This is a genomic window from Promicromonospora xylanilytica (assembly GCF_054782895.1).
Genome location: NZ_BAAGRP010000007.1, coordinates 193448 through 210005 on the forward strand (window position 1 = coordinate 193448; position 16558 = coordinate 210005).

Annotated in this window: 17 protein-coding genes; 4 read left to right on the forward strand and 13 right to left on the reverse strand. The window is 69.4% G+C overall.

What is annotated here, in order from left to right; genetic code table 11:
- Positions 1-98 precede the first annotated feature (98 nt).
- The 3 genes from ACYVK7_RS08680 to ACYVK7_RS08690 all read right to left on the reverse strand — a co-directional run bounded on the left by ACYVK7_RS08680 (position 99) and on the right by ACYVK7_RS08690 (position 1565).
- Positions 99-356 carry an SRPBCC family protein gene (locus tag ACYVK7_RS08680; protein WP_460887292.1) on the reverse strand — a complete coding sequence of 86 codons (258 nt, stop codon included), beginning with the start codon at positions 354-356 and terminating at the stop codon, positions 99-101.
- Positions 357-586: 230 nt separating this feature from the next.
- Entirely contained in the window at positions 587-883 is a 297-nt protein-coding gene (gene yidD / locus ACYVK7_RS08685; RefSeq protein WP_460887293.1) for a membrane protein insertion efficiency factor YidD, read from the reverse strand.
- Positions 884-1004: 121 nt separating this feature from the next.
- A complete protein-coding gene (locus ACYVK7_RS08690) occupies positions 1005-1565 on the reverse strand; it encodes a helix-turn-helix domain-containing protein (RefSeq protein WP_460887294.1) in 561 nt (186 codons plus the stop codon).
- 123 nt (positions 1566-1688) lie between these two features.
- Here ACYVK7_RS08690 and ACYVK7_RS08695 point away from each other — a divergent pair, with 123 nt between their 5' ends.
- Complete coding sequence (locus tag ACYVK7_RS08695) at positions 1689-2918, forward strand: MFS transporter (RefSeq protein ID WP_460887295.1); 1230 nt, start codon at positions 1689-1691, stop codon at positions 2916-2918.
- A gap of 114 nt (positions 2919-3032) precedes the next feature.
- Here ACYVK7_RS08695 and ACYVK7_RS08700 read toward each other — a convergent pair whose 3' ends face one another.
- The 7 genes from ACYVK7_RS08700 to ACYVK7_RS08730 form a co-directional block, all read right to left on the reverse strand.
- Positions 3033-3347, reverse strand: a complete 315-nt coding sequence (locus ACYVK7_RS08700) for an ArsR/SmtB family transcription factor (RefSeq protein WP_460887296.1) — start codon at positions 3345-3347, stop codon at positions 3033-3035.
- Positions 3344-3817 (reverse strand): SRPBCC domain-containing protein, encoded by a 474-nt coding sequence (locus ACYVK7_RS08705; protein WP_460887297.1) that lies wholly within the window; start codon positions 3815-3817, stop codon positions 3344-3346. The genes ACYVK7_RS08700 and ACYVK7_RS08705 overlap by 4 nt, the downstream gene beginning before the upstream one ends.
- 25 nt (positions 3818-3842) lie before the next feature.
- On the reverse strand, positions 3843-5033 hold the full coding sequence (locus tag ACYVK7_RS08710) for an MFS transporter (protein WP_460887298.1): 1191 nt from the start codon (positions 5031-5033) through the stop codon (positions 3843-3845).
- Between the two features lie 240 nt (positions 5034-5273).
- Positions 5274-6236 (reverse strand): SDR family oxidoreductase, encoded by a 963-nt coding sequence (locus tag ACYVK7_RS08715; RefSeq protein WP_460887299.1) that lies wholly within the window; start codon positions 6234-6236, stop codon positions 5274-5276.
- A gap of 50 nt (positions 6237-6286) precedes the next feature.
- Positions 6287-6910, reverse strand: a complete 624-nt coding sequence (locus tag ACYVK7_RS08720; RefSeq protein WP_460887300.1) for an NADPH-dependent F420 reductase — start codon at positions 6908-6910, stop codon at positions 6287-6289.
- A 98-nt stretch (positions 6911-7008) separates the two neighbouring features.
- Positions 7009-7632 carry an NADPH-dependent F420 reductase gene (locus ACYVK7_RS08725; RefSeq protein WP_460887301.1) on the reverse strand — a complete coding sequence of 208 codons (624 nt, stop codon included), beginning with the start codon at positions 7630-7632 and terminating at the stop codon, positions 7009-7011.
- A 70-nt stretch (positions 7633-7702) separates the two neighbouring features.
- Positions 7703-8437, reverse strand: coding sequence for an SDR family NAD(P)-dependent oxidoreductase (locus ACYVK7_RS08730; RefSeq protein WP_460887302.1), 735 nt, complete (start codon positions 8435-8437; stop codon positions 7703-7705).
- 233 nt (positions 8438-8670) lie between these two features.
- Between ACYVK7_RS08730 and ACYVK7_RS08735 the strand changes: the two genes are divergently transcribed.
- Both ACYVK7_RS08735 and ACYVK7_RS08740 read left to right on the forward strand, forming a co-directional pair.
- Positions 8671-9582 (forward strand): LysR family transcriptional regulator, encoded by a 912-nt coding sequence (locus ACYVK7_RS08735; RefSeq protein WP_460887303.1) that lies wholly within the window; start codon positions 8671-8673, stop codon positions 9580-9582.
- 353 nt (positions 9583-9935) lie between these two features.
- Positions 9936-13001 (forward strand): family 78 glycoside hydrolase catalytic domain, encoded by a 3066-nt coding sequence (locus ACYVK7_RS08740; protein WP_460887304.1) that lies wholly within the window; start codon positions 9936-9938, stop codon positions 12999-13001.
- Positions 13002-13048: 47 nt separating this feature from the next.
- Here ACYVK7_RS08740 and ACYVK7_RS08745 read toward each other — a convergent pair whose 3' ends face one another.
- Together ACYVK7_RS08745 and ACYVK7_RS08750 are read right to left on the reverse strand one after the other, a co-directional pair.
- A complete protein-coding gene (locus ACYVK7_RS08745) occupies positions 13049-13678 on the reverse strand; it encodes a TetR/AcrR family transcriptional regulator (protein WP_460887305.1) in 630 nt (209 codons plus the stop codon).
- 57 nt (positions 13679-13735) lie between these two features.
- Positions 13736-14395 (reverse strand): DUF998 domain-containing protein, encoded by a 660-nt coding sequence (locus ACYVK7_RS08750; protein ID WP_460887306.1) that lies wholly within the window; start codon positions 14393-14395, stop codon positions 13736-13738.
- Positions 14396-14467: 72 nt separating this feature from the next.
- Here ACYVK7_RS08750 and ACYVK7_RS08755 point away from each other — a divergent pair, with 72 nt between their 5' ends.
- Entirely contained in the window at positions 14468-14968 is a 501-nt protein-coding gene (locus tag ACYVK7_RS08755; protein WP_460887307.1) for a YdeI/OmpD-associated family protein, read from the forward strand.
- Between the two features lie 212 nt (positions 14969-15180).
- Here the strand turns inward: ACYVK7_RS08755 and ACYVK7_RS08760 are convergent, their stop codons facing one another.
- Positions 15181-16362 carry a glycoside hydrolase family 76 protein gene (locus tag ACYVK7_RS08760; RefSeq protein ID WP_460887308.1) on the reverse strand — a complete coding sequence of 394 codons (1182 nt, stop codon included), beginning with the start codon at positions 16360-16362 and terminating at the stop codon, positions 15181-15183.
- Between the last annotated feature and the right edge of the window lie 196 nt (positions 16363-16558).

A 16558-nucleotide genomic window follows, 5' to 3' on the forward strand; every position in this document is an offset into this window, starting at 1 on the left:
GTGCCGAACGGCCCGAGAGCCCCGACCGCTCGCACGGCCGGGGCGCTTCACGGGTCAGAGCGCGGACCTCGGCTCCTCGCGGTGCTCGATCAGCCACATCAGTTGGGACAGCGGGCGAGGCGTTCGACCCAGTCCTGGTGATAGCGGTAGAGCGCGCCCGGATTCTTGCGTCCCAGCTCCTCGAGGAAGAACGGGCCCTGCTGCGTCTCCTCGGTCAGCACGTGGCATCCCTGGTAGGTGGGTGTGATGACCCAGCCGTGGTACGCGGTGGAACCGGTCTCGTCGCCGTCCACCATCATCTGCCAGGAGAGTCTGCGGAACGGCTCGTACTCGGTCAGGGTCAGGGTCACGGTCATGGGAAATCCGACCGTCACTCGACCAGTTCTCGGCGTCGATCAACAGTCACCACACCACGTCCGGTGGCGCCTGCACGTCGATGTCGTTGAGCGCATGGACGCCGATGTTCGCGGGTCGTACCGTTCGGGCCAGCTCACCTTGTCCGCGACTGCCGCGCGGAGATTTCGTGGGCTCGCAACCAATCGGCGATACCGGTGTCAGTGATGCGACCTCGGGTGCCCCTCGAAGATCACTGGCCGCGGGGCGACCTCCACCCGAACGGGATCGGGATGGGCCCGCAGCAGCACACGCCTTGCACGTCAGCCATGGCCAACACCCTGGCTGCCTGGTAGCACGCGAGAAAGCGCACCGCCGTGGGCACGGCACCCCGGATGATGCCCTTTCGGGAGAGCAGGTCCCGCACCGCACCCGAGCATCCGGCGCCGTCGTAAAGGACGCCGTAGGCGCACCGCCAGCCTTTCCGCGGTGAGACGTGCCGCTGGTACGTCGCAATCGCACGATCGACGGCCCGGGCGGCTCTGCTCATCTCAAGACCGTACGGACGTCCCGGACCACTCGCACCCCAGCGCCTACCTCACCGGCCGCGCAACCGGGCAAGCCTCCGTGTTGGCGCGCTCGTCCACCAGCGTCGCCCAGATGCTCGGCCCTCAGCCCACCCGGGGAATCGTGACGACCCACAGGAAGTCGGCCTCGTCCGAGGCCGCCTCGAACACGCACGGCGCGCTGCCCGCGATCCGCGCCGACTCCAGCTCGTCCACGGGCAGCTCGATCGCGTCCGACCGCACCCGGAGACGGCCGCGCACCACGTGCACCATGGAGTCGGGCGCGCCCGCCTCCGGTGCCGTTCGATAGGTGTCACCGCCGGTGATGTGCCACTTCCACAGCTCCACCGAGACATGCGGCGTCTCGGTGGCCTTGAGCAGGTAGGCCCAGCTTCCGTTCGACGTCGACCACACCTCGACCCCGTCAGGTGACGGATCGCCGAGCAGGCCGACCAGCGCGGGGAACGTCGTCCCGAGCGCCGAGGCGATCCGGTCGACAGTCGCGAGGCTGGGGTTCGCCTGGCCGAGCTCGATCTGGGTGAGCATGCGCCGACTGACGTCGCTGAGCTCACCGAGCCGCGTGACAGTCAGCCCCGCGCCGGACCGGAGCGAACGGATGCGTCTGCCCACGAGGACCGCTACCTCGGGTCGTATCCGCTCGGCCATGCGCCCCTCGTTTCACATCACATCGACATTCGCTCAAGACGGGCAATATAGTGCTCAACCATGCGATCGGTCCACGAGGCGACCGCACGGCCACTCTATGAACACGAGGAACACGAGGCGCTGATGACCCGGACCCCGGCGAGCACGCCGGAACTGGAGACGACGACGCGGCGCTCCCGATGGGACGTGGCGCGCTGGCAGGCCGGCTACGGGACGTTCGGCGTGCCGCAGGCCGCGGCGCCCATCGTGTTCGCGTTGGTGGCGCTCCCCGTGACGGGTTCGGCCCGGTCCGGGGCCGCAATGGTCCTCGCCATGACGGCCGCGCAGATCCTCTTCGCCGTTCCCGTCACCCGCCTGGGCAACCGGTTCAACGGCGTGCGCTACCTGCGCGTGCTCATCGCCGTCCGGGCGGTCGCGCTCGCCGCCGCGACCGTGCTGGCGGCGCTGGAGGTCGCGTTCCCGTTGCTCCTGCTGGCAGTCATAGCGGCAGGAGCCGTCAATGGTGCCGCGTACGGCTACCAGCGATTCCTGCTCAACTACCTTGTGGCGCCGCTCGGCCTCCCCCGCGCGCTGGGCGTCGCCGCCACGCTGAACGAGGTGACGTTCGCGCTGGCCCCGGTGCTCGCCTCCACGATCGGTGCGGTCTCACCGGTGTTGGCCATGGCGACGGTGACCGTGCTCGGCGTCGGGCCCCTGTTCCTGCTCCCGAGCATCCCCGAGGCTCGGACCCCGCCCGCCGACCGGTCGGACCGCAGCGCCCGCGGGCGAATCCCGCGGACCGCACTCGTATGGTTGCTGTGCGCGACTGCGGGTGGAGCCGTGGTCGCCGCCGTCGAGGTCGGAGCCGTCTCCTTCGCGCTCTCCTTCGGCCTGGAGGCGCGGTGGGCGTTCCTCTTCGCCCTCGTGCTGTGTGCGGGGTCGGTGGCAGGCGGCGTGTGGGTGAGCGTTCGGAACCGCATGTCCACGCCTCGTGGCGTGGTGGTCCACCTCGCGGCGACGACGGCTGGTTCCGGACTGGTGCTGTTCGGCGGGCACCTCGCGCTGACCCTTGCGGGGGCTGCGGTGATCGGGTTCTTCCTGCCCGTGCTCGGGACGTTCTACTCGCTGGCGCTGGACAAGCTCGCTCGGCCCGATCGGAGGACCGAGCTGTTCGCGCTGCTCCGGACAGCCACCTCGCTCGGGGTGATCTTCTCCAGTGGCCTGCTCGCGGTGTTCGGGCTGCGGGTGGCGGTCGGAGGGGCGTTCGGGCTGCTCGTGGTGGCGTTGGGCGTGACCTGGGTGTGGGCGGCGAGGAGAGCTGAGTCCTCCCAGGATTCCTGGCGTCCCCGAACGGTCAGATCCATCAGCACATAGCTGTAGTCCATCGCCTGCACGCCGCGCCGGCGCACTCGACCTCACCCTCGTAAGCTGCCCTGTCGGCGCCGCGGGGCAGGCCGGCACCGTTGAGGGCCGAGGCGCGCGGGGCCATCAGAGGTCTTCCGCGATCCCCTTGATGTCCAGGAGGCGTCGCTCCCAGGCCGTGCCGATGACTTCGAGGCGTCTGGCAGTGGCGCTGAGCTCCGAGCCCAGAACGCGATATCGCACCTCACGACCCACCGGCTCCGGCTCCACCAGCCCAACCCGATGGAGGATCCCAAGGTGCTTGGCGATCGCCTGGCGGCTGATGGGCAACGTGGCGGCCAGCGTCGACGCGGACACTGGGCCCTCACCCAGTCTGGTCAGGATGCTCCAGCGGTTCTCGTCACCGAGCGCAGCGCACATCGGAACCAGCGCCTCCTTCATCGCAGCGCCTCCGTCGCCTCGACCAGCCGGTCCAGCTGTTCGTCCCAGCCGAGGCGGTGGCTCTCAAGGTTGCCGGCGGGATCACTGGTGGTTTCGAACCCTGTCTCGACCACGGTGAGCTGTGTACCGCCGGCCACCGGCTCGAGGGTGAAGGTGAACACCGTCGAGTGTGCGGTGTCGACCTCGCTCGGGACGGACTCGGCGCCCTCGTCGTTGCACCACCGGTAGGAGATGGTTCGCGGCGCGTCGACCTCCTCGACACGGATCGGGATGGCTGGTTCGTCCGGCCACGTGACGGTGCCGTGGGCTCCGGTGCCGTCTCCGACGAGCACCGTTCGCCCGAACCAGCTGGAGATGTGCTCCGGCTCGGTGACGGCGATCCACACCTTCTCCACCGGAGCGGCGATCCGGATCGTGCGGCGCACGGTGAACGTGTCCTGCTCGGCGACGGATAGCGGATTGTCGGTCATGTCGTTCGTCCCTTCCTCAACCAGACTAGCTGCGTGCGGCGAGCGGCTTGGCGGTCCGGTGGGCGGCCTCTGTGGCGGGAGCCTCCGGGCGGAGCCGGCCGGTCGCGATGGCCACAACCACTGCGGTCGTCGCGACCACGGCTCCCGCGAAGACGGCGGCGGCAAGACCCGCGTGCCCGATCGCTGCGCCCCCGAGCAGGGCACCGACCGCGTCCCCGGCGTTGCTGGCGGACGCCGGCAGTGAGGCCGCGAGGGCCGCTCCGGGTCCGGCCAGGCTCATCACCCGGCTCTGCATGGCAGGCGCCATCCCCATGGCGAACAGTCCCACACCGACGATTGCCAGCACAGCGACCGCGACCTGCCCACCGAAGAGGAACATGACCAGCAGCGAGACCGTCAGCCCGATCGTCCCCCACTGCAGGGCGCGCGCGGCGTGAGCGTCGGCGAAGCGGGATCCTGCCGCGGAGCCCACGGTCGTCGCCACCCCGAATGCGAACAGCACACCCACCACCGCCGGGCCGGTGACCCTTGTGACGTCGCCCAGGTACGGCACCAGGTACGTCAGGGCCGACTGGACGCCTGCGAAGACGAGGCAGCACAGCGCCAACACGGCGAGCACCCGCGGTGCGAACGCGTGGCGCAGCTGGGCGACGGCCGTCTGGCCCACGCCCGATGCCGGGACCGGAGGTAGGACCAGCATGGCGGCGAGCATGACCCCGACCCCGATGACCGCCAGGCCCACGAACGACGCACGCCACCCGAATTCCCGCCCCAACAATGACGCGAGCGGCATGCCGAGAGCGCTCGCGGCAGCGAAGCCGGTGATCACCACACCCATCGCGCGGCCGGCACGATCCCGCGGCACGACACCCTCCGGTGCTGTCAGAGCCGCGGCGACGAACAGGCCCTCTGTTGCCCCGACCCCGGCGCGCGCGACGAGGAACAACGTGTGGTCGGCTACCAGTACCGGCATCAGGTTGAGCAGCGCGAACGCCGCCACCGCACCGACCAGTACCGCTCTACGGTCCAAGTGCGCGGTCACGAGCGCGAGCAACGGGCCGCCGAATGCCATACCCAACGCGAAGGCGGTGACCAGCGCGCCGGCCGCTGGGATCGAGACGGCCAGGTCGGCCGCGATCAGGTCGAGCATCCCCATAACGAGCAGCTCTGCGCTGCCCATCGCGAATGCCCCCAAGAACAAGACGACAAGGACCATGTGTGTCCTGCCGCGGAGCCTGCCCATCGGTTCCATGACGTCCTCCTTCGGTTACGTGCAACTTTATGGTTGCACTACCGAGCCAGACGCGCAACTCTTTGGTTGCACATGGATGGTGCGAGCGGGCCGGTGGCATGCTCACGGCGGCCTACGTCGCGCCCCGCAAGCTGTGGGGCCGCGCGACGGTGCTGCCGATGGACCCGCTTCCGATGAATCCCACAGTTGTCATGTTCTCGAACCTCAGATGGCGGGGCCGTCAGTCGACGGGAAGTAGTGGCCGTTGTCCAGGTCGGCGAGCAGGCCGGGCTGAGCGGGTTCCCAGCCGAGGGTTCGGCGCGTGATGAGGTTGGACGCCGGGTAGCTCTGCGTGACCACGTTCGTGAGAAAACCGAAGTGGCCCGGCAGCATCAGCTCGTCCAGAGGCACGCTCACCGCGGGCAGGCCCAGCCTGCTGCCGATGGCCTCGGCGATCTCGCGGACCGGGATGCCCCCGTCCCCCACCGCGTGCCAGTACTTGCCGGCGTCGCCCTTCTCCAACGCGAGGCGGAACAGGGAGGCGGCGTCGCGGGCGTGCACGGCGTTCCACAGGTTCGCGCCGTCTCCGGGGTAGCCGGCGACGCCCTTCTCCTTCGCCAGGGCGATCAGCGTGAGGAGGAAGCCGGCCCGGTCGGTCGTGCTGTGCGCGATGTTGGCGATCCGCACGACGGAAGATCGCACTCCCCGCTCCGCAAGGCCGATGACCGCGGTCTCCACGACATTGCGAGCTCGCAGCGTGCCCTTGTGCTCGGCGCCCACGGGAAGGGCCGGGTCCTCCTCGGTGGCCGGCCGGCCCAGGTTGTCTCCCCCGTTCCCGGGCGAGCCGATGCTCCCCGCCGCGACCAGCGGCTTTCCGGTTCCCGCGAGCGCCTCGCCGTACTTGAGCATGATCGGGAGCTCCGCGGCGGCCACGGCGTCGATCCCGCCGGACGGCAGCAGGTCCTGCCTGTGCGCGACGTGGATGACGCCGTCCGAGTCCGCGGCCGCCTCCTTGAGCCCGTCGAGGTCCTGGAGGTCGCCGCGGCGGACCTTCGCGCCGAGTGCGAACAGCACCGTGGCGGCCGTGTCCGACCGTGCCAGGCCGGTCACCTCGTGCCCGGCGGCGACGAGCTCGGGAATGATGTGCGAACCGGAATGGCCGGTCCCGCCGGTGACGAAGACGTGCATGCTGGTGCTCCTTGTGGGTGGCGCGGGAGGAACGGGTGTTGTGAGGGCGTTCAGGCGGGGAGCGTGACGCCGAGGGCGACGTCGAACGTGCCTGCGCCGTTGCGGGCCAGACCCATCAGCAGGGGCCCGACCCCTTCCAGCCAGCGGGACATCTCCAGGCCGCCCACATCGAGGGGTCGCAGCCCGAGGCTCTCGATGAATGCCGACACGTCCGCCTTGGCCCGTGCGTCGTCTCCGGCGAAGAACACGTCCAGCGGTCGCTCCTGGACCAGGACGTGGCCGAAGACGGTGTTGAACGCCTTCACGACGTGCGTGGTCGCCGGCACGGCCTTGGCGATCTCCTGGGCGCCGGACGTGCCGTCGGGAGTGAGCAGCCCGGTGGCGTCGGCGTCGAAGGTGTTGGAGATGTCGATGATGACCTTGCCGGCCAGCGCGTCCCCGTACTGGGCGACGACCGGCACCGCGCTGGTGTACGGCACGGCGAGGACGACGAGGTCGCCCACCGGGACGGTGCCGAAGGTTCCCGCCGTCGCCCCTGCGCCGATCTCGGCGGCCAGGCCCTTGGCCTTGGCCGGGTCGCGGCCGATGAGCTGGACGGAGTGGCCGCCCGATACCGCGCGTGAGGCGATGGCATGGGCCATGCCCCCGAGGCCGATGAAGCTGATGGTGCTCATGGTGAGTGCTCTCTTTCCTGGGTGGTCGTCTCTTCGTGGTCACAACCGGCCGGTGCGCTCGATCACCGCCTTGTTCGGTGACCGGTCGGTCCGGAGGATCAGCCGGTGAACTCGTTGACGCCCAGGGCGAAGTTCCCGTGGCCGATCCCGTTGCCCGCGAGGCCTACCGTGAGCACGCCCGCTCCTTCCAGCCAGTGCGCCATCTTCAGGCCGCCGACATCCAGCGGGCGCAGTCCGAGGCTCTTGATGAACACCGCCACGTCCGACTTGGCCTGCGAATCGTCACCCGCGAAGAAGACGTCGGGCCGGCCGCTCTCCAGGACGCCGCGGAAGATGGTGTTGAAGGCCTTGAAGACCGTGGCGTCGGCCGGGGCGATCTTGGCGACCTCCTCGGCGATCGACGTCGGCTCGCTGTGGGCCAGCCCGTCGAAAGCGGCATTGAAGGGGTTGCTGATGTCGACGATGGTCTTGCCTGCGAGGGCGTCCCCGTACTCGGCGACGGTGGAGACGACGCCGTCGTACAACACCGCCGTGACGACGATGTCCCCGGCCGGGACGGCGCCCCACCTACCCGCCGTGGTGCCGCCCCCCAGTGCCTCGGCCAGCGCAACGGCCTTGGCCTGATCGCGCGCCATGACCTCGACGGTGTTGCCGCCCGCTACCGCGAGCGTGCCGATCGTGCGGGCCATGTTCCCCGCACCGATGAAGGTGATGCTGCTCATGAGCCGTGCCTCTTCCTGTTCTCGAGGCGCCCGTCCCTCAGGGCCGCCATGACTCTCGTTCGTGTGTGGTTCAGATGGCGGTCGTGCCGCCGTCGGCGACGAGTTCCAGACCGTTGACGTAGCTGGAGTCGTCGGAGGCGAGGAACAGGGCGATGGTGGCGATCTCCTCGGGACGGCCCATCGTTCCGCGGGGAATGAGGGACTCGAATGCGGCCCTCGTCGCCTCGTCGAAGAGCTCTTCCTGCTTGGCGGTGCCGACCTGGCCGGGGGTCAGGACGTTCACCCGGATCTTGCGGTCCCGCAGCTCGTTGAGCCAGACACGCGCCCAGGCCTGCTGGACCGCCTTGCTTCCCGCGTAGAGGCTCCAGCCGGGGAAGGCACCGAGCGAGGCGTTGGAACCGGTCATGAGGATCGAGCCGTGGTCGTTGATCAGCGGCAGCGCCTTCTGCACGGTGAACAGGGTGCCGCGCACGTTGAGCGAGAAGGAGCGTTCGAACTGCTCCTCGGTGATCTCGCCGAGGACGCCGGGTTCGCCGAACCCGGCGCTGGCCCACAGCACGTCGATCGAGCCCTTCTCCCTCTTGACGGTGTCGTACAGGCGCTCCAGATCGTCCAGGTCAGACGCGTCACCCTGGACAGCGGTGACGTTGCGACCGATCAGCCGGACGGCGTCGTCGAGCGCTTCCTGCCGCCGGGCCTGGATGAAGACGTGCGCGCCTTCCTCGACGAACAGCTTGGCCCCGGCCAGCGCCATCCCGGTGGATCCACCGGTGATCACCGCGACCTTGCCATCGAGCTTTCCCACGGTCACTCCTTTGAGTTGACGGTTTTTCGAGACGGGAGCGAATGAGCCCGGATAATGATGTGCGCATCCCGATTTCTGGGCCTTGCCATCACATGCCGATCCCGAATTCCTGTACCGAATTCTTTTGCCGATTTCTCTCGGCCCGATGAACGATGCCACTGGCCTGATCGTGTGTCCAAGACCTGTTTCAGCCGCGGTGATACCCTCGAGGCATTGCCGGAACGGGAGGCCCCATGGATCTGGACCTGCGCAAGCTGCGCTACTTCGTGGCCGTCGCCGACCGGCTGCACTTCGGCCGCGCGGCCGAGCAGCTGCACATCGCGCAACCGGCGCTCAGCCGCCAGATCCGCGCGCTGGAACAGGATCTCGGCGCTTCGCTGTTCACCAGGAACAGCCACGGTGTCACGCTGACCGATGCGGGCCGCCAGCTGCTGGACGACGCGGGTCCGCTGCTCGCCTCCGCGCATGCGGTCCAGCGCCGCGTGTCCGTGACCGCCCACGGCAGCAAGCGGCTGGTGGTCGGCTTTCGGGCCGGTATCCCGGTCATCCCGGCGACCAGAGTGTTCGAGGCCCGGCATCCTGACGTGGTCGTGGACGTGCAGCGCATGGAGTGGGACGACCAGGCCCCGATGCTGCTCGACGGCCGCGTCGACGTCGCCTACGTGCGGCTGCCCATCGACGAGACCGGCCTGCGCCTGAGCCCGCTGTACCCCGAGCCGCTCATGGTGGCGCTGCCCACGGACCACCGGCTGGCCGGCAAGGAGGAGGTGGCCGAGGCAGACCTCGCCGGTGAGCCGCTGATCTGGCATGCCGGCCCGAGCACGCAGCCCACCAGGCGCCCGCACCCCGACTCCGGACTCCGGGTGCGCGGAGTGGAGGAGAAGCTCGAGCACGTCGCGGCCGGCCGCGGCATATCGTTCGTGGGGCGTTCTGAGACGGTGTTCTACTCCCGTCCAGATATCAGTTATGTACCCGTCGCAGATCTGGCGCCGGATCAGGTGTTCGTCGCGATGGCGGAGTCACGCACCTCGCCGATCGCGAACGATTTCTTCGCCGCAGCTCAGGAGACGGCCGAGATCACGGCAGAATGCGGGAACTATGAAATGTGGCAGGTCGTGAAGGATGCCGTTTCAAAGCGCGGTTGAGCAGTCCGGCTGACGACAGCCGGACCCTACCTCCGGTACCCGCGTGCCCTGTTCAATTCCTGCACTGGCGGCCGTTGGACAAGCCCCGTACCGCCCAGGGCCTGATTCCGCGCAGGCCGCGGCGTGCCGTCGCCGGGGTTCGAGCGCCAGGGGCGAACTCTGCCTACGTCGGCCGGCGTAGCCCCGGTTGCGTCGTGGAGCGGATGCCCGGCAGGCGAGGTCTCACCAGGATCGTGGGCACCTGCACGCAGCACTCCCGCGACGACGCCGGGTGTGCGCGACTACGCAGGGGGCGTGCGCGTCGAGCGCACCAAGGCACTGACCGGGTACGTGATGATGCATCGGAGGACGACGTGACGGTGTCACGCAGGACGTTCCTGGCCGGGACCGCGGGCGCGGTCGCGGCCGCTTACGCGGTGCCGGGCACGGCGTGGGCTGACGGCCGGTCGCTCCGCGCCGATCGGCTGACGACCGAGCACCTGTCGGATCCGCTCGGGGTCGGGGTCCGGCCGCCTCGATTCGGCTGGCGGCTGCGCGGGTCCGGTCACGACCGCCGGCAGTCGGCGTACCAGCTCCGGGTGACCGAGTCCCCGGTCGCGGGAGCGCCCGTCGAGGTCTGGGACTCCGGCCGAGTCGAGTCGGCGGACCAGAGTGCGATCAGCTATGCCGGACCGACGCTCCGGCCCCGGACCCGCCACCGGTGGACGGTACGGGTGTGGGACGAAGCCGGCCGGGTCGGCCCGTGGAGCCAGCCTGCCTGGTTCGAGACCGCACTGCCCGACGAACCCTGGCAGGCAGCCTGGATCGGGAGCGGTGCCGTGCTTCCCCAGCCGACCAGGACCCTCGAGCCGGAGCGCTTCACGCCCGACAGGATCCTGCCGGGTCATGAGCTCGGCCAGACGTTTGCCGTCGCCGGCACCATGAGCGCCGTCGCCGTCCTGCTCACGGTGTCCGCCGAGTCGGCCGACGTCGACCTGGTCCTGCGCCGGGACCGGGCCGAAGGCGAGGTGCTCGCCCGGGGACGGATGACCGTCGGGGCCGGTGAGGCGCAAGCCCGGCTGGACCTGGCCGAGCCGCTGGGTGAAGGTCGGTACTACCTGGGGGCCACGAGTCCCACGGACGTGGTCGCCTGGCAGGGCCGGCTCGGCAACGAGCGGGACGGCAGCCCATACCCCCACGGCACCGCGGTCGCCGACGGCGAAGAGATCGACCTGCTCGACCGGTGGCTGTACGCCCTGCCCGGCGACCCGCCGCCCAACCCGCGGTTCCGGCATACGTTCCGGCTGGACCGGAACCCGGTGTCGGCGCGGCTCTATCTGGTCGGTCTGGGCCACGGCCGGGCCATGCTCAACGGTCGCCCCGTCAGCGATCAGCAGTTGACCCCGCCCTTCACCGACTACACGAGGCGCGTGCTCTACACCACCCATGACGTGACCCGACTGGTCCGGCGCGGCGATAATGCGATCGGCGTGGATGTGGGACGCGGACTCTTCGCCACCCGGGCCGCGGACTCCGACGGGACCAACCTGCAGCCGTGGACGAGCGAGCCCCAGATCCTCGTCCAGCTGGAGGTCACGCTGGACGACGGTCAGCAGGTCGTCGTCGGCAGCGGCCCGGACTGGCGTCTGACAGAGGGCCCGACCCTGTTCGACGGCCTCTACACCGGGGAGACCTACGACGCCCGACGCGCACGTGAGCTGGAGGGCTGGACCACCGCGGTCTACGACGACGACGGCTGGGCGGCCGCCCGGCAGGTGCCGCCACCGCAGGGCCGTCTGGAGCCCTACCCCCATCAGCCGATCCGCACGCACCGGCCCGTCGAGCCCGTCGCGGTCCGCGAACCGGAGCCGGGAGTCTGGCTGTACGACTTCGGTGAGGTCGTCTCCGGCTGGGTACAGCTGCGAGGGCAGACCGCCAAGGGCACTGTTGTCAGCATCCTGCAGCACGAGAAGCTCGGAGAGCACGGGCGCATCGACCCAGGTGCCCCGGGCGGGGTCGAGAATCCCTCGATCACCGGCAGGCTGCAGCGCGACGAGTACCTCGCTGCCGGGGGCCCGATCGACTGGCAGCCGTCCTGGGCGTACAAGAGCTTCCAGTACGTCGAGGTCACCGGGATGAGCGAGCGACCCGATCTGGTCGCCGTGCCTGTCCGCTCCGACCTGGACCCGACCATGGGTCTAGGCCTCGACCAGCCGGTCCTGCAGTGGGTCGTCGACGCGGCGGCGCGGACCAGCCGCAACGGCATGCATGGCCATCCCGACACGTCCGGCCTGCTCAAGATGGGTTGGCTGGCCCAGGGGCTTCAGGCCGACACCACCCAGCTGTGCGGTGTGGAGAGCGCGACCGTCTTCGACAAGTGGCTCGAGGACATCCGGGTGGGCCAGACCGCGGACGGCAACATCGGCGTCTACACGCCGATCGCGCCGTGGCCGTTCCTCGCCAGCCCGTCGACGACCGCCGCGTACCCGCACCTGGTCCGCCGCTATTACCTGCACCACGGCGACAGGACCGTGCCGGAGCGGCACTACCCGGCGGTCCGCCGCTACGTCGAACTCCTGCTCGCCGCACTCCAGGAGCAGGACGGGGAGCTCATGGACAACTTCGGCGACTGGTACCCGCCCAGTGAGGACGGCAACCCGTACGCGCCGGAGGGCACTGCGCTGGTGGCTGCCGCGTACCTGATCAAGACCCTGCGGGACGCCGCGGCCATCGCCGAGGTGACTGGCGATCAGGCCCAGGCCCGGAGCTGGCGCCGTCGGGCGGCCGCGCTCACCGACGACTTCAACGAGCGCTACCTGGACCGTGCCGCCGGGATCTACCGGACGGGAATGACGGTCGACTACCGGCAGACGAGCAATGCGATCCCGCTGCACCTGGGGCTGGTGCCGGATGACATGATCCGTCCGGTGGCAGACCGGCTCGCGGCCGAGGTCGAGCGCAACGACCGCCACCTCGACACCGGGTCGTTCGGCACGATCTCCCTCCCGTACGCGCTCAGCGACCACGGCCACGCCGACCTCGCGCTCGACGTCCTCAGCACCGAGGACTATCCCGGCTATGGCTACTGGCGCAGTCTCGGTGCGACGACCCTCTGGGAACAGTGGCGGGCTGACGCCCGCAGCCACAACGACCCGACGCTGTCCTCACCCGTCAGCTGGATGTTGGCCCGCGTCCTCGGGCTCGAACCACTCGAGCCCGGCTGGGCCCGTTTCCGCGTCGCCCCACGCGCGTTCGGGAACCTCGCCTGGGCGAGTACGCACGTGGACACTCCACGAGGCCGGGTCGAGGTCGCCTGGCGACGGCGCCGGGGTGGTCCAGAGGTCACCGTCATCGTTCCGGTCAACGCGACCGCGGACGTGACGCTGCCGGGCGGAGCGACCCAGGTGCTCGGTTCGGGACGGCATCGGTTGGTCCCGTAGCGAGGCGTCACAAGCCCTGGGCCGGCGGCCGGTCCGTTGTCGCGAAGCTACGCCGTGCTGTGAGCTGCGAGGAACGCCTGCACTGTCGCTTCGGCGTGTGCTTCCAGCTCGGTCGTCGTGCACGGCCTGTCCTCGCCCATGAACATGGCCCTGTTCAGAGGGATCCAGAGGAGCATGCCGACGAAGTGGTCGGCAGCACGTCCCGGCTCGCGCACATTCATCAGCCCACGTTCGCCGAGTCGGGTGAAGCTGTCCGTGAGGCTCGCGAGTACGCGCTCGAAGCCCTGCTGGTACCAGGCGCGCCCCAGCTCGGGGAACTGACCGGCACTGGCGATGATCAAACGGCGCAGCCGCAGCAACTGAGGATCCATGAGAGTGAGGAGCAAGCGGCGGGCCAGTGACGTGAGGTCCCGCTCGACGTGATCGGTACGGGACAAGGTCTCAGCGATCAGCTGCACCATGCCGTCAACCTGATTGGTGGTGCCGAGCACGATCTCGGTGAAGAGTGAACGCTTGTCCACGAAATGCTTGTAGACCGTCTGCTTGCCGACAGCGGCGCGGGCGGCGACCTCATCCATGCTGGCCCCGGCATATCCCCTGTCGAGGAAGATCTCCGTTGCCGCCTGCAGGATCGCGCGGTGCTTGTCAGCAGACCGAGTGCCCTCGCGCAGGTCCACTCGTCCTCCCATCGCCCGTCCCAACTCTCTTCATGCCGGGTCGAGCGGGCCCACCGCTCACCGGGCAAGGCGTGCTGCCGACATACCAATCCAAAGCCAGGCGATGACGACTCCGACAAACATGGCGAGGGGCCCACCGACGACGCCAGAGTTCGCCGCGGCGAAGCCGATCGCCAGCAGCACCCCGCTCGTGCGCCCCGCAATGGCCCAGCCACGCCAGCCTATCCTGGAGAACCGGCTCGCCAGCACGAAGCACGCGGCGGCGAGGGCGACGAACGCGATACCGGCACACGCGAGATGGAGCATTCCCGTCACGCTGAGCGAGGCCTCCGAGGCCGTGCCGGGAGGAAAGCCGTTGCCGGGGTCGGCCGGCAGGAAGGCGGCGACCACGAAGCCCAAGCCCATGACCGCGATGAGAACCGGCGCCCACTGTCCGCCGCGTCCGCCGCCCAGGACACGTCGCAGGCCGATCGCACAGGCGAGCATCAGCAGGCCGGTGACGGCGAAGTTCGCGACCTGAACCCAGCCGCCGTCGCCGAGCGCGAGCTGGCTCACCGCATGACGCAGCGGATCAAATCCTTCACGTAGCACCGCCTGAGCCAGCGCGAGGACCACGAAGAGCGGCCCTGCCACCGCCCCCGCAAGAAGGAGCAGCCTGGTCATGCCGTCCAAGGCCTCGTGCCGCACGGCATTCGATCGAGCCTCCGGTCCGGTCACGAGGCATCCCTCCGTAGTCACGAGTCCTCCGTGCGATAAAACTAGACCGTACAGTATTGCGCGGGAGGTGCCGTGTCCAGCAAACTGCTGTTCGTCAGCGATCCGATCGAGAAGGAGACCACGATGCCCACGTTCCGCACCACACTCTGGCCCGGCGGCGGCAACAACGTCGGCATCGTCGTACCGGAGGAAGTCGTTCGCTCGTTCGAGCGCGGTAAGCGTGTGCCCGTGACCGTGACGATCGACGGCGGATACACCTACCGCAACACGATCACCTCCATGGGCGGGCAGTACCTGATCTCGTTCAACTCCGAGACCAGAGCAGCCACCGGAAGAGGCGCAGGCGACGAGGTCGAGGTGACTCTGGAGCTCGACGACGCGCCACGCACGGTCGAGGTCCCGGATGCGCTCGCGCAGGTGCTCGCGACCGACACCGCGGCCGCCGAAGCATGGGGGCAGCTTTCTTACAGCAAGCAGAAGGCGCACGCGCAGTCGATTGACGGCGCCAAGACCGAGGAGACCCGCGCCCGCCGGCTCGACAAGGTGCTCGCCGAGCTGCGCGGCAAGAACTGACCGACCCGACCGCGGGATGCTCACCGTCGGCGAACCTGCGGATCTCTTCGCGCTCGACGCGAACCCCGCTGACGACATCACGACCGCATCGCGGCGGTCTACCTGAACGGCGGACCCGAGCGACCTCGCCGTCGATCCTCGTTCCGGATCGGCTCCGCTCGTCGTGGCTCGACGGCGAGGTCACCAGCCCGCCTCGGTTCGGGCGGTACAGGTCAGTACAGGATCGACGCCTGCTCGCGCGGCCAGGCGAGGGTGGCATAGATCTGGACCATCGCCGCCTGCTCCAGCAGCTCGGTGTGCTCGTCACCGGCGTTGAACAGCCCGGTCGCGGAGTCCCGCTCAGCGCCCCACTGGTGGTCGGCGTAGTCCGCCATGGCGTCCCGGTACGTCGTGCCACCGGTCACGGACTCCAGCAGAAGGAGGTTCTTGAACCAGATGGAGTTGAAGAACATCGGCTGGCCGCCCAGCCGCCCCTCGGTGACGTAGTAGTTGTAGGACGCCGCCGCGATCGCCTCCGCCTTCTCCAGGTAGCGCTCGTCGCCCGTCGCCTCGTACAGCAGGGTGTAGGTGCCCACGGGGACGCCCTGGTTGTACGACCACTGCGTGCGGTCGATGGACCCGTCGAGCTTGATGTTGTCCCAGTAGAGACCGTTCGGCGCGAGCAGGTGCTCGTCGGTCCATCCCACCATCCGCAGCGCCCAGTCGAGGTAGTGCTCCTCCCCCGTGATCATGTACAGGCGGGTGGCGAGCTGCGCGCCGGGCATCGTGGAGACGGTGTTGCGGTCGGTGCTCCAGTCGGCCTGGGTCCAGAAGACGCCGCCGGGGGCAGGGTGCGACGAGTCGGTGTCCCATCCGGAGACCACGAGCTCGAAGATCTCCTCGGCACGCCGCAGCGCCGCCTCGTCGCCGGTCGCCAGGTGCTGCTGCACCTTGGCGAGGGCGACCCACTCGTTGTCGTCGTAGAACATGTCGCCGCCACCGCCGTACGGCGCCCGCGGGTACGAGTCGTAGCCGGGCAGCCCGGTGGTGCCGCCGTCAGCGTTCCAGAAGTGCTCCTGCCCGCGCGCGTCGTCCGCGAGGTCGTCCTCGAACGACCGACCCAGCGCCCCGGGCAGCCCGGTGAGGTCGAGCGTCGCGACGTGCGCCTGGGAGTGCGGCCACTCGAACGAGTAGGCACGGTCCTCGGCCCCGCTCGGGTACCGCTCCCGGTAGAGGCCGGAGCCGTCGTCCGCGGCCATGTAGTCCTGCATCGCGTCGTACGACGCGACTGCCCGCTGCACCTGCGTACGCTGCGACACCTCGGGGGCGCCACCGTTCTGCGCGCCGGCGGGGGCCGCCGCCCCCAGTGCGCAGGCAAGCGCGCCGACCGTAGCGGCAACTCTGGTGAACCTCATCGTTCGCTCCTTCGTTCGGTGGTGCGGCCGTCTACCCGTTCGACGACGCCGGATGTCAGCGCTGTCATTTCAGCGCGCGAAGATCAGGGCATGCTCGGCGCTGGACAGCGTGGTGGTCAGGCGCAGCCTCACGAGGTCTCCTTCGACCCGGATCCGTACGCAGCGTCCTGAACGCCCGGCGGCCAGGCTAAGCGAC